Genomic DNA, 13475 nt, shown 5'->3' with positions numbered 1-13475 from the left:
TTAGCTCTTCCAATACCAATTAGTTCGCGTAAATTAGCAAGATAGCGAATTTAAACGCCCCCAATTCAGTGAAGTAAAATAAGGATATACCAATATGTGGTACGTGATTTTTTCTCAAGACGTCGAAAATTCATTAGAAAAGCGCCTAAGTGTTCGCCCACAACATCTAGAACGCCTGCAAACACTTCACGATGAAGGCCGACTTTTGACTGCTGGCCCAATGCCTGCGATTGATTCAGACAACCCTGGTGAAGCCGGCTTCACTGGCTCTACTGTAATTGCTGAGTTTAATTCTTTAGAAGACGCACAGGTATGGGCAGACGCAGATCCGTACATTGAGGCAGGTGTCTACCAAAATGTCATTGTAAAACCATTCAAGAAAGTATTTTAACGTGAAAAAATGGATTATTGGCTCTCTGGCTTTAGCTCTGCTCGCAGGCTGTGCTTCAAGTGAGCAAGACCAACAAAGACAGCTTGAAATGATGGCGCAACACCGTGCTGGCGTTTTATCTGCCGGCCTGCCGATTGAGTATGGCCCACTGTCAGTCATGCGTGTACTGGCAAAAAATACCGTTATCGAGATCATGATGATCTACAACCAAGACGCTAAAGGTGCTAAGCCTTTAAACCAAGTCGTAGATATGAGTGTTAACAGCTACTGCACCAACTCTGAAGTTAGAGCAAACCTTGACATGGGCTTGGCTTACAACATTAAGGTTCGCAACACTCGCGGACAACTGATGGTTGAAAAGCTAATCAGCAAAGAGACATGTCAGAGCATTAACTAGATTTGATTTCTAACGTTAAGCTAGTACAAACAAAAAAGGCCTTGCAGATGCGAGGCCTTTCTTTTCTCAGACTTTTGTTTTTAGAACGATAACACCCTAGCTTTAATTATGCTGATGCTTCTGCCGACTCCCACTCTTTACGCAGCATTTTAGTCGCTGAAACTAAATTAGCCAGTGCCGCTTCTGTCTCTGCCCAGTTACGCGTCTTCAGCCCACAATCAGGGTTTGCCCACAAACGTTCTGCTGGGATTTTCTTTGCCGCTCTTTTAAGTAAATCAACAATCCACTCTTCTGAAGGAATGTTTGGTGAGTGGATGTCATAAACGCCAGGCCCAATCGCATTCGGGTAGTTGAACTCTTCAAACGCTTTCAGCAGTTCCATGTTCGAACGAGAAGTCTCTATGGTAATCACATCGGCGTCTAGCGCAGCGACTGAATCAATGATCTCGTTGAACTCGCTGTAACACATGTGGGTGTGAATCTGAGTTTCTGGTTTAGCACTCGCAGCTGAAATCTTAAAGGCATCCACTGCCCACTCTAAGTATTCTGCATGGTCACGCTTTTTCAATGGCAAACCTTCACGAATGGCAGGCTCATCAATTTGAATAATGTTGATACCTGCGTCTTGCAAATCAGACACCTCATCTCGCAACGCAAACGCCAGTTGATTGGTTATCTCTTTGCGTGAAATATCTTCACGTGGGAATGTCCAACACAAGATAGTAACAGGCCCAGTTAGCATGCCTTTCATCTGCTTTGAAGTCAGAGATTGAGCATAGGTCGACCATTCCACCGTCATTGGTTTTTCACGCTCGATATCCGCAACCACAATCGCAGGTTTCACGCAACGAGAGCCATAACTTTGTACCCAACCAAATTTGGTAGTTTGGAAGCCTGCTAGATTTTCAGCAAAGTACTCCACCATATCATTACGTTCAGCTTCACCATGAACCAGTACATCCAAATCAAGTGCTTCTTGTCGTTTCACCGCATCCGCAATATGACCTTTCAACGCGGTGTTGTATTCCGCTTCACTCAGTTTGCCAGTGCGGTAAGCACTACGCTGAACACGGATCTCTCCGGTTTGTGGAAATGAACCAATTGTTGTGGTTGGCAATAATGGTAAACCTAACACCTCAGACTGATGTGAAGCGCGTTCGGCATAAGGAGCACTTCGCTCGGTTAGGGTTTTGGTAATGGTGTTAATACGAGCTTGAACCTGCGGCTTATTCACATGAGTCGCGCTCTTGCGTGCAACAATCGGCTGGCTGTAAGTTTCACACGCCAAGATAGCATTGTGGTTACCGTCTAGTGCCGCACCCAATATACTCACCTCGGTCACTTTCTGTTTCGCGAAAGCAAACCAACTCTTCACTTCATCGCTGAGTGAATCTTCTAACTCAAGGTCGACTGGACTATGCAAAAGTGAACATGAACTTGCTACCCAAAGTTTGTCTCCTAGCTTCTCTTTCACTGGTTGTAGTAACTCTAGTTGAGCGGCTAAATCAGCTCGCCAAACGTTTCGTCCATTAATCACCCCTGCTGAAAGTACCCAGTGTTCAGGTAACTTACCCACTACTTCATCAAGTTGCTGTGGTGCTGCTGCTAAGTCGATATGTAGGCCATTAACTGGTAGCTCTACTATCTTATCTAAGGTATCAGTCACCGAATCAAAATAAGTAGTGAGCAGCAGTTTTACATCACCTTGAATCACTTGATACGCCAACTTGAATGAATCTGCCCATTGACTCTCAAGATCAAGAGAAAGAATTGGTTCATCGATTTGAACCCACTCAACCCCCAACTTAGCGAGTTTTGCCAAAATTGCTTGGTAAGCGGTAAGAAGGCGCGGAAGAAGAGATAAACGATCAAAACCCTCCTCCACTTCTTTACCAAGATATAAATAAGATAACGGGCCTAACAAAACTGGCTTCACCTTATGCCCGGATTTTATCGCTTCACTCACTTCGTCAAACAGTTGTGGCCAGCTCACTTCAAAGGAATCGTCTTTGCTGAACTCAGGCACAATGTAATGGTAGTTGGTGTTGAACCACTTAGTCATATCAGAAGCCGCAGAGCTATCTTTAGTGCCGTCACTAGACGTATGCGTACCACCGCAACAAGTCGACTGAACCTGAGATTGACCACGCCCCACACGGAACAAAGTATCTAAATCTGGGAAGGATTTTTCATCTTCAGAACCACCAGTATGGCGCTTTGGTACGTGGCCTAGAAGTAAAGTCGTTGTTAATACATGGTCGTACCATGCGAAGTCACCCGCAGTTGCAAAGCTAAGATTCGCGTCAGCTTGTACATTCCAGTTACGATTTCTTAGTTCGCTACCGAGTTGCTTTAAATCTGATTGGTTAATCTCACCGCGCCAGTATTTTTCTAAAGTGAATTTGAGTTCGCGTTTTTCGCCGATACGTGGGTAGCCTAAAATATGCGTTGTCGTAGTCATGAACCTGTTCCTTATTCAATAATTTTTAGTGTTCGATCAAACTGCCTAGCTTATGGTTTAAGTTCTTTATAAGGCGTCTGGATGGCTAAACTATCTCCCTAATCTGAACGATGAACAACGTCCAAATATTCATCTTGTTTATTAAAAATATTCATCTTGAATAATCTAAAGCTGAAAAAATTAAATCCATCTGGACATCTAGACGTTTACAAATGGAAGAAAACCCCGTAGGGTGATTATTAAGAAATATTGAATTGGCTTAGGGAATATGAGGAAAACTCATGATAGAGCTTAAACACCTTCGAACATTGACTACCTTAAGAGACAGCGGCTCGCTAACAGCGACGGCAACTTCTCTTCACTTGACTCAGTCGGCGCTTTCTCACCAACTGAAAGATCTTGAGGCGCGTATCGGTGGTCAGCTTTTCCTACGTAAAACTAGACCAGTTAAGTTCACCTCTGAAGGTGAGATTTTGCTTAGGCTTGCCGATGAGATACAGCCAAGAATAGCTAAAGCGGAGAACGAACTCGCGAGCCTGAAAGAGGATGTGAATGGTCGTTTGCACATGGCGATTGAATGTCACTCATGCTTCCAATGGTTAATGCCTGCTTTGAAGGAATATCAAGTGGCTTGGCCAAGCGTAACGCTAGATTTCTCGTCAGGCTTTGGGTTTGAGCCGCTACCCGCGCTAATGGCAGGCGAGCTAGATTTGGTGATCACCTCTGATATACAGCCTCGCTCTGAGGTTCACTACGAACCACTCTTTGATTTTGAGATGCGTTTGATCACCGCAATCAACTCACCTTTGGCAGAAAAAGCGAGCATTGAACCGCAAGATCTTAGCGATCTCACCATGCTCACCTACCCTGTTCAAAAACAGCGTTTAGATGTCGTGAAGCACTTTTTACAGCCTGCGGGTGTTGAACCTAAAAAGTGGAAACAAGCGGACAACACGTTAATGCTAGTTCAAATGGTATCAGCAGGTTTGGGAGTAGCGGCTCTACCAAACTGGGCGATCAGTGAATTCTCAAGACAAGGGCTGATTGCCAGCAAGCCATTAGGCAAAGGACTATCAAGAAGACTGTTCGCAGCGGTAAGAAACTCTGAGAAAGATAAACGTTACCTGCAAGCTTTCTTTAGCACGGCAAGACAGCAAAGTAAGAGTCACTTAGATGGCATAGAGGTCGTTTAAAGATGATTTATGGCTAAGTTAAGCTCGATCGATTCGTCAGAAACAAAAAAGTCACAGATAATCTGTGACTTTTTTTCTCTCAACACCCACAACACGCGATGCATGTCATTTTCGATAAAAGATGCGCTAATCTTTAGCTTATCTCGAGTAAGACTTAAACTGGTTAGTCAATGGATCGTATTGATAGCCAAGCATATCGAGCTTACCCACAACACTTTCTGTATCCATTTCATACATGCTGATCAGCTCTTCAAAGCTATCGCATTCTAGGCGAAGTTTTTCATTAACGATTCCTAGCAAAATAATGCTATCGAAACCTTTGACGTTGCTTAAATCCATCTCGTACTCCTTACGAACACACTGACTAGAGTTAAGTTTAGAACGCTTACCAACGTCACGCTAAAAAACAGATCACACTTCTTAACAAGAATACGTAATTAATGAAAGTGCGTGATTAAAGCGCCCAAACTGGCGTTAAACCCACAACGGCCACCAATAACATCAACAACGAAATACTCAGTTGAAGCTTTTCAGGCGTTCTTGCGAACAGTAAATGCCAACACCACACCACGATTGAGGAGATCAACAAAGCAAAACTAAATAGCAAAGTGGAAATCACAGGTTCTAATTGAGCTTCAGACAAAGAGTAAACACTCACGACGGTCGCCAGTACTACCAACATACCGGTTAGCACGCCCACAACAGGAAGCACTCGATGAAATGCCTGCAACCGTGTCCTTGCAATCGTCAGTAGTAGATGGCCAAACGCTGCTCCTAACAGTACCACTAGCAGCAAAGTAGTAATGATACCAACAGCGGTTGCTTGCTCAGTCGCTTGTATAGCAACATATGACAACGCTAAACCACAGGCCAAGTACATCACCCAGATAGGACCAGAATCGCGAGTCTTCTTGGTTTGAACTTGAGAATAGAAATAAAAGATCGCGAACACGACCAGAAAGGCTTCAATTTTTACAGAAGCAACAGCAAGCCAAAGCACGCCAATCGCAGGTAACATCTTGTGGATACGACCACGCTGTCCTGGGCAAATATCTCCTTTCACCAAGATGAGAGTTAAGATCAGTTGGGCTCCTAGAAGCATCGGAGCAAATTGTACTAATAACGTTTCGACCATTGTGGATCTACTTATTCAGACTTATTTTCGCCGAATAATATCAAAAACTGCTGCGAACACTAATCAAAATCACAAATTAGCGACGTTACTCAAAGCTTAAACTATGATGTTGTATGGCTCTTTTGTCAGTTACATGACCAAAATGACGAAAGACATCAGAACTAACAGGGGCATGTTCTACTGGCTAGTCTAGTCTCATGCCGCTATAATTCCCGCCTCAAAAATCAGAGGTTGAAATATGTACAGCGATATCACTCCTATTCACGAACACAAAAAATACTGGGCCGAGTGCTACGGAACTGCACCCTTTTTACCGACCAGTAGAAAGGAGATGGATGCTCTTGGATGGGATAGCTGTGACATTATTATTGTAACAGGTGACGCGTATGTCGATCACCCGAGCTTTGGTATGGCTATCATCGGCCGCCTTCTTGAAGCTCAAGGTTTCCGCGTCGGCATTATCGCCCAGCCTAAGTGGGATAATAAAGATGCATTCATGAAGCTAGGAAAACCTAACCTATTCTTCGGCATCACCGCGGGTAACATGGACTCCATGATCAACCGCTACACCTCTGATCGCAAATTACGTCACGATGATGCTTACACGCCAAATAACGAAGGTGGTAAACGTCCTGACCGTGCAACTCTGGTTTACTCTCAGCGTTGTCGCGAAGCCTACAAAGGCACGCCAATCGTGCTTGGTGGTATTGAAGCAAGCTTACGTCGCGTAGCTCATTACGATTACTGGTCAGATAAAGTTCGTCGCTCTGTATTGTTTGATGCAAAAGCTGACATTCTTCTTTTTGGTAACGCTGAGCGTGCACTGGTTGAAGTCGCGCACCGCATTGCTGATGGCGAAGACATGTCTACGCTAACGAATATCCGTGGTACTGCAATCAATATTGCTGCAGCCCCTGAAGGCTTCAAGATCATTGACTCTTCTCGTATCGAAAAACCGAACAAAGCGTATGTTCCGGTTAACCCATACGAAGTTGAAACGCAGTGTGATACCAAGAAAGACGAAAAAGAAGAAGTAAAAGCACAACCGATTACGATTCGTCCTTCTCGCCACGATGCAAAAACAACAGCGGTTCGTATCCCAGGCTACGAAAAGCTAAACAATGACCGTATTCTTTACGCTCACGCTAGCCGTATTCTGCACCTTGAGACAAACCCGTACTCAGGTCGTGCTCTAATCCAACGTCACGGAGATCGCGAACTTTGGGTTAACCAAGCGCCAATTCCATTGACCACAGAAGAGATGGACTACGTGTTTGGCCTTGCTTATAAGCGTGTTCCGCACCCTATGTACGGCAAAGCGAAAATCCCTGCATACGACATGATCAAAACCTCGGTTAACATCATGCGTGGTTGTTTTGGTGGTTGTTCTTTCTGTTCAATCACAGAGCACGAAGGTCGTATCATTCAGAACCGTTCGAAAGAATCTATCTTGGATGAAATCGAAGACATTAAAGATAAAGTACCGGGCTTCACAGGTACTATTTCTGACTTGGGCGGCCCAACGGCGAACATGTACCGTTTAGGTTGTTCAGATCCAAAAGCAGAAATTAACTGTCGTCGTCCATCATGCGTGTTCCCGAAAATCTGTGAAAAGCTAAACACAGACCATCAACACACCATCGACCTGTACCGCTCTGCGAGAAAAGTACCGGGCGTTAAGAAGATCATGATCGCTTCTGGTGTACGTTACGACTTAGCGATTGAATCTCCAGAATACGTTCGTGAGCTTGTGACTCACCACGTTGGTGGTTACTTGAAGATTGCTCCAGAGCATACTGAAAAAGGCCCGCTGGATCTGATGATGAAGCCGGGTATGGGCACTTACGATCGTTTCAAAGAGATGTTCGAGAAGTACAGCGCTGAAGCCGGTAAGAAACAGTACTTAATTCCTTACTTCATCTCTGCTCACCCGGGCACAGAAGATGAAGATATGCTTAACCTTGCAATGTGGCTTAAAAAGCACAACTACGAGTGTGACCAAGTACAGAACTTCTATCCATCGCCAATGTGTAATGCAACGTCGATGTACTACTCAGAGACTAACCCTCTGAAACGCGTGAAATATAAAAAGCGTGAAGATGTTCCTGTACCGAAAGGTGATCGTCAACGTCGTCTGCATAAAGCTCTGCTTCGTTACCACGATCCTGAAAACTGGAAAATCATCCGTGAAGCGCTGATCAGCATGGGTAAACAGCACCTAATTGGTGACAAAGCAAACTGCCTAGTACCCGCAGAAGACTTTGATGCGCAAACACCGGCACAACGTCGTAAATCTGGTCGTCACGGCTCACAACGTTTTGCAACTAAGCACAGTAAAGCTCAACCGGGTCTTGGCGGCGAAAGCCCACGTAACCATTCTAAGCCTGGTGGCAATAAGCCTAAACCGGGTGGTAAGAAGCCAACAGGTAGCCAAAACAACGGCAATCAGGGTAACGGAAAGCAGAACGGTAATGGTAATAAACCAGCGACTGGCTTCATCAAAAAAGCCCCTGGTAGCCAGCAATCGCAAGGCAATAGCGGCGGAAATAGCAAGCCAAACCGCAGTAAAGCGGGCAATGGTCAAGGTGGTAAACCTGCGAGTAACGGCAAGAATCGCCAACGCGCAACACAGCGTTAATATAGCTATAGCGACTTCATTTACTTGGTTATCATATTAATAAAAAGCGCAGCTATTTAGCTGCGCTTTTTTGTATCTTGAAACATGACGACATTATCTTGAGTTCCACCAACTATGACCGCTGCCATTGATTAGGGTAATGGATAATATTGTGGAAAATGGCTTTTTCTTGCCCTGTATTTTTATAACCATGACGCTGTTCTGCATTAAAACGAACGGCTTGTCCCGAGCTTAACTCATGCCAACTATCATCAAAGAAAACCGCCATTTGACCTGAAATACACAAAATATGCTCCGTCACACCGGCACTATGAGGTTCAGAGAAATGTTGATAGTTTTCTGCCAACCTAAGCTCATACAATTCGAAGCCTACAGATGGCTCAAAAGGGAACACAACACTTACCGAGAAACCGTCCTTCAAGCTTTCGTCGCGTAATATATTCGCATCTCGGAACAAGCTCACCAGTTCGTTGTTTGAAGAAGGCAAAATCAAACTTGAGAATGACACATTAAACCCAGTAGCTATTTGCCATAGTTTTGCGACCGTTGGACTAGACTCACCACGCTCAATCTGACCAAGCATAGCTTTGCTTACCCCAGTCGCTTTCGCGGTCGCATCGAGGCTCCATCCTTTTTCTTTACGAATCCGCTTTAGATTTTGGCTTACCTGTAATTCGGTTTTCACGTTCAAGTTATTTTGTACACTTAAAGCTTCTCCTGCATTCGAAACTTCATCTGCTTTCAAACGACCTTCGGCATTCAGGCTACCCATTACATTCAAGCGGTCTTCTGTATTAACGTTTTTCGACATGTTTTCGTTCATCTACCTATTTGAGTTTGCTCGTATATTAAATTGTTACGAATAGCTATTACGAACAAGTTTATACAAATAGCACTTGTGCGCTATAACGCACAAGTGCTAAGTTACTCCTATGTATGTTATAACGCACAACGAGAGTGGTTAATATGGATCAAGTTAAGTTTTCTCACATCAGTACTGGTTTCATTGCAGTATTTATCGGTTATGCGAGTGCGGCGGCGATCATTTTCCAAGCTGCTAGCAGTGCTGGCGCGAATCAAGAGCAAATTGCATCTTGGTTTTGGGCACTTGGAATAGGTATGGGCATGTCAACTCTTCTACTGTCATGGCGATATAAGCAACCGATTGTGACGGCTTGGTCTACACCGGGTGCGGCTTTACTCATCTCATCGCTGGATGGACTCACCGTAGAACAAGCCGTCGCGATCTTCCTATTTAGTTCGCTCCTCATCACCATTACAGGTCTAACAGGGGTTTTTGAAACACTTCTTAAGCGAATACCTACGTCAATCGCCTCTGCAATGTTAGCTGGTGTGTTGTGGATGTTTGGCATCGGAATGTTTTCTTCTATGTCTCAAGAAGCTGTCATCATCAGCACTATGCTAGCCGCTTATATTCTCGCTAAACCTAGGTTTGGGAATCTTTTGATACCTTTTATTCTACTACTCGCAGCCATGATGAGTGGCATCGCGGGAAAGTTGGATTTATCGAATGTGAACTTAACGCTGACTCAACCTATGTTCATCACACCCGATTTTGACTGGTCATCTTTATTGAGTGTAGGGATTCCCCTATTTATTGTGACAATGGCATCCCAGAACTTACCGGGTTTCGCCGTATTAAAAGCCAATGGTTATAACCCACCAGCATCTCGAATTATAACCACAACAGGCGTTACCGGTTTATTGCTTGCGCCATTTGGCGGTTTTGCTTTTAATTTGTCGGCACTGACAGGGGCAATATGTATGAGCCCAAACGCGGATCCGAACCCGAAGAGCCGCTACAAAGCGGCTTTAGCTGTAGGCGGTTTCTATTTATTGGCAGGAGTATTCGGAACAACCTTTGTCTCTCTGTTTTCGTCTGTTCCTCAATCCATCATCGTAGCTATCGCTGGGCTAGCTTTGCTACCGACATTGGCTAACAGCTTAACAACCGCACTTTCGGATGAAACACATAGAGAAGCGGCGTTATTCACTTTTTTACTGACCGCATCTGGGATTAACTTTGCCGGAGTCGCCAGCGCATTTTGGGGGCTTTGTTTAGGTTTAATTTGCTACACAATCAAAAACTGGCAGTTAGAAGTCGCTAAAACAAAACAAACCCAGCCCAAACGGGCAAACACAGGAAAATAGCAGAGTCAAAGCTACCGTTCTCCTCGCTTAGCAATCACCTTAAATGGAAGGCAAGTCATTGGATGGCTTGCCTTCCATTTACTTGCCTAACGAGTAAATACCCAATATTGACTGAACAGGTAGTTAGTCACCATACCAACCAAGGTGCCGACGGCCATTGCGATAAATACAACCCCAGTAATAGGGGGAAGCAGACCCGTCATTAGTTTGAAGCACAGTATATTAGGTACTGCAGATATCGATGCCGAAAACATGAATTTTTGCCACTGAATCAATTTTTCAGACCAATTACCCTGCCCTCTAAACCCAAAAGTAAGCACGCGATTACCAAACCATGTGGTCGTTGCAGCGGCAATGAAAGAACCAATTCGTGCAATCATTAGGGGTACTCCAAAGACGTAATGAAGCAATGCAAACACTAAGCAATCAACAACAAAACCGCCAACACCAACCACTGCGAACCGAACCATCTTGTGATGGGACTGCAGCCTTTGACTGTGTATCTGCAGCTTGTTATTGAGCATTCGTAGCCCTGAGTTAACGCTGAACATCACTTTGGCTTTTAATATGACTCAACGACAAAGTTGGTTTGCTCGCTTGGCTATGACAGCTGAACAAAGCGCGTTTTATTTTCACCGTAGGTTCCAAAATACAGGTTAACGCGTTGTCTTTAATCTTGGTTTCTACTTCCACCCTTTTACCTATCAAATAGAACTTGTCGATTCCGTCTAGTTGCTCTACATCAAGTAGCTTTTTCGCTTGTCCTTGGCTATAAAATTGCCCAGAGAACGGTCGTTTTCCTACATAAAAACTTGGCGCTGAATCGGTGATCTGTTCGAAGATAATACGGTCACTCTTCTCGTTCGCCTTACCTAAGTTTAGGTAAACCATCGCAATCATCAGCAACACTGGCAGAACTAAAGCTACGCTCGAAAACCACTTCTTATCTTTTTCCACAACAAGTATCGCGACCAGTAAACCAAGGGCTGGAATACCCGGCAACACATAAGCGGGAAGAATATTTCCCGCCATAGTAAAAAGAATCAGAGGTGAAATTAACCAACACACAAGGAAGGAAAATAACCCACGATTTTTGGCATTAATCTCTGCAATTTTCTTACGTCGAGTAAACGCCAATACAGGTAATACAAGCGACCAAGGGACAGCAGCTTGAATCCAGAATACCCAGATCATACCTCTCGCTTGATCATGTGCAGAACCGTATAAATCTCCCTCCCAACCACTCACCACAAAACGCTTAAAGTGCTCGCCAACAATGAAGTAATCAATAAAACCCGGTGTTGCCATTTCGGCCATGATGTACCAAGGTAAAGCGATCACTAGCATCACACCTAAGCCAGACAACAATGGAAAGCGTTGCCAAAGTACTTTAAAAGCACCAAACAAGCCGTGTTGTAAAACCAACCAAGGGAATACAGCGATCCCCATAATGACAATTGCAACAGGCCCTTTTGCAAGCAGACCTAGTGCTAACCCAATAAAGCCGACATAGCCCCACAAAACTCCATTAGGCTGCGGACTTCCTTCTCTTTCCCAATCCTCTCCACCTAGCCAACATAAGTAAAAGCCCAGCATCGCAATAGTCATAGCTAACGTTAATGCCATGTCTGTCATGACGGCACCTGCCGCGATAGAGAAAATGCCGCATGTCGCCAATACAACTGCAGCGACCAAGGCACTTTGACCGGTTCGCTTAGCCATGTACGCAACCAGCAAAATCGTCGTAAAACCAGCTAACCAATGCGGAGCACGCACAGCAAACTCACTCAGGCCGAACAACTCAATACCAGCCGCACTCATCCATGTGAACAACGGTGGCTTGCCCCAGAAAGGAATGCCGTAATCAAACTGAGGCGTTAACCAATTCCCAGTTTCAACCATCAAGCGAGCCATCTCCCCGTAGCGCGCTTCGGTGGTGTCCATTAACGGGTATGTCGCCAAAGATAAAAGTCTTAAAATCAGTGCAAAAGCCAACAAATACCATAGGTGTGTTCGGTTCAGGCTCATGCTGACTCCTCTAATTTAAAATGTGTTTTTAATGCAGGGGTATCGACCACCGATTGGATCAGATAAAGAGGGCGATTCTTGGTTTCAATGAAAATACGACCTATGTACTCCCCCATTAAACCAATACTCAGGAGTTGAATGCCGCCAAGAGCCAGTTGTACGACCATCATTGATGGATAACCCGTGGTTGGCTCACCAAACATCATGGTTTTAAACACGATGACCATTCCATACACAAAAGCAGTCAGCGCGACTAAGCCACCCAATGCTGTAGCAAGGCGCAGTGGTCGAATTGAGAACGAGGTAATGCCATCCATCGCCAATCCAATAAGCTTCAGGTAGTTCCATTTGGTCTCACCACAGAAGCGAGCATCACGCTTAAATTGGAGCGTTGCTTGTCGGAAACCCGGCCATGAGAAAATGCCTTTCATATAACGGTTACGTTCTGGAAGTTGATTAATATGGTCGACAACTTCTCGGCTTAACAGTCGGAAATCACCCACATTCTCAGGAACATCGATCTTCGCAGCCACATTCATTACTTTGTAAAAGCTCGCTGCTGAAAACTTCTTAAACCATGTTTCACCGTCGCGCTGGCTACGCTGCATATTGACGACGTCATAACCCTCGCGCCACTTGGCAATCATTTGCGGGATCAGTTCGGGTGGATCTTGTAAGTCAGCGTCTAGCAAAATCACCGCTTGTCCACGACAGTGCTCAAGGCCTGCGCTCATCGCTGATTCTTTGCCAAAATTACGGCTTAAACCGATAACAGAAATTGAGCTATTGATTGAAGTGAATGAACTCACCAACTCCAAGCTGTTGTCTTTACTTCCATCGTCGACATAAACGATCTCGCTCGTGATCGGCAAGCTATCAAGAACTTTAGTGAGCCTAGAGTGGAACTCTTCCAACACCTCTTGCTCATCGTAAAAAGGCACAATAATAGACAGAGATACAGCAGGGTTGCTCTGCGATGTAGATATCTTAGGGCGGCTAATATGAAGTTCAGACATAATACATTCTTCCATTGACTAATCTGCAGTCAATCTACTCGCCC

Annotated in this window: 12 protein-coding genes; 5 read left to right on the top strand and 7 right to left on the bottom strand. The window is 44.7% G+C overall.

All coding sequences use genetic code 11. From position 1 onward, the window contains the following. The first annotated feature begins 94 nt into the window (after positions 1–94). Together L8S15_RS12425 and L8S15_RS12420 are read left to right on the top strand one after the other, a co-directional pair. Positions 95–391 carry a YciI family protein gene (locus L8S15_RS12425; RefSeq protein WP_010437999.1) on the top strand — a complete coding sequence of 99 codons (297 nt, stop codon included), beginning with the start codon at positions 95–97 and terminating at the stop codon, positions 389–391. A 1-nt stretch (position 392) separates the two neighbouring features. Then, entirely contained in the window at positions 393–788 is a 396-nt protein-coding gene (locus tag L8S15_RS12420; RefSeq protein WP_010437997.1) for a GspS/AspS pilotin family protein, read from the top strand. Between the two features lie 106 nt (positions 789–894). On the opposite strand, the gene metE is transcribed toward L8S15_RS12420, so the two are convergent. Beyond that, positions 895–3249, bottom strand: a complete 2355-nt coding sequence (metE, locus tag L8S15_RS12415) for a 5-methyltetrahydropteroyltriglutamate--homocysteine S-methyltransferase (protein WP_102286053.1) — start codon at positions 3247–3249, stop codon at positions 895–897. A 281-nt stretch (positions 3250–3530) separates the two neighbouring features. Here metE and L8S15_RS12410 point away from each other — a divergent pair, with 281 nt between their 5' ends. Continuing rightward, a complete protein-coding gene (locus L8S15_RS12410; RefSeq protein WP_010437993.1) occupies positions 3531–4442 on the top strand; it encodes a LysR substrate-binding domain-containing protein in 912 nt (303 codons plus the stop codon). A gap of 138 nt (positions 4443–4580) precedes the next feature. Here the strand turns inward: L8S15_RS12410 and L8S15_RS12405 are convergent, their stop codons facing one another. Together L8S15_RS12405 and L8S15_RS12400 are read right to left on the bottom strand one after the other, a co-directional pair. Further along, positions 4581–4781 carry a DUF4250 domain-containing protein gene (locus L8S15_RS12405; protein WP_010437991.1) on the bottom strand — a complete coding sequence of 67 codons (201 nt, stop codon included), beginning with the start codon at positions 4779–4781 and terminating at the stop codon, positions 4581–4583. Positions 4782–4896: 115 nt separating this feature from the next. Next, positions 4897–5577 (bottom strand): hypothetical protein, encoded by a 681-nt coding sequence (locus tag L8S15_RS12400; RefSeq protein WP_016768378.1) that lies wholly within the window; start codon positions 5575–5577, stop codon positions 4897–4899. Positions 5578–5815: 238 nt separating this feature from the next. Here L8S15_RS12400 and L8S15_RS12395 point away from each other — a divergent pair, with 238 nt between their 5' ends. Beyond that, the gene (locus L8S15_RS12395; RefSeq protein WP_081275284.1) at positions 5816–8215 is read left to right on the top strand and encodes a YgiQ family radical SAM protein; all 2400 of its coding nucleotides are present in this window, start codon (positions 5816–5818) and stop codon (positions 8213–8215) included. Between the two features lie 112 nt (positions 8216–8327). On the opposite strand, the gene L8S15_RS12390 is transcribed toward L8S15_RS12395, so the two are convergent. Then, positions 8328–9038: an XRE family transcriptional regulator gene (locus L8S15_RS12390; protein ID WP_010437972.1), complete on the bottom strand. Its 711-nt coding sequence runs from the start codon at positions 9036–9038 to the stop codon at positions 8328–8330. A gap of 143 nt (positions 9039–9181) precedes the next feature. Here L8S15_RS12390 and L8S15_RS12385 point away from each other — a divergent pair, with 143 nt between their 5' ends. Continuing rightward, positions 9182–10387, top strand: a complete 1206-nt coding sequence (locus tag L8S15_RS12385; RefSeq protein ID WP_010437969.1) for a benzoate/H(+) symporter BenE family transporter — start codon at positions 9182–9184, stop codon at positions 10385–10387. An 86-nt stretch (positions 10388–10473) separates the two neighbouring features. On the opposite strand, the gene L8S15_RS12380 is transcribed toward L8S15_RS12385, so the two are convergent. The 3 genes from L8S15_RS12380 to L8S15_RS12370 are packed head-to-tail and all read right to left on the bottom strand — an operon-like array spanning position 10474 to position 13431. Further along, the gene (locus L8S15_RS12380; RefSeq protein WP_016783858.1) at positions 10474–10938 is read right to left on the bottom strand and encodes a GtrA family protein; all 465 of its coding nucleotides are present in this window, start codon (positions 10936–10938) and stop codon (positions 10474–10476) included. Further along, positions 10925–12415, bottom strand: a complete 1491-nt coding sequence (locus L8S15_RS12375) for a glycosyltransferase family 39 protein (RefSeq protein ID WP_016768381.1) — start codon at positions 12413–12415, stop codon at positions 10925–10927. Before L8S15_RS12375 ends, L8S15_RS12380 begins: the two co-directional genes overlap by 14 nt. Continuing rightward, on the bottom strand, positions 12412–13431 hold the full coding sequence (locus tag L8S15_RS12370; protein ID WP_280573324.1) for a glycosyltransferase family 2 protein: 1020 nt from the start codon (positions 13429–13431) through the stop codon (positions 12412–12414). The genes L8S15_RS12375 and L8S15_RS12370 overlap by 4 nt, the downstream gene beginning before the upstream one ends. Positions 13432–13475 lie beyond the last annotated feature (44 nt).

Source organism: Vibrio sp. S/42/10, from assembly GCF_029890535.1.
Classification (GTDB): domain Bacteria; phylum Pseudomonadota; class Gammaproteobacteria; order Enterobacterales; family Vibrionaceae; genus Vibrio; species Vibrio cyclitrophicus.
Note: the sequence above shows the minus strand (reverse complement) of the source record. Positions and strands in the feature narration are given on the sequence as shown.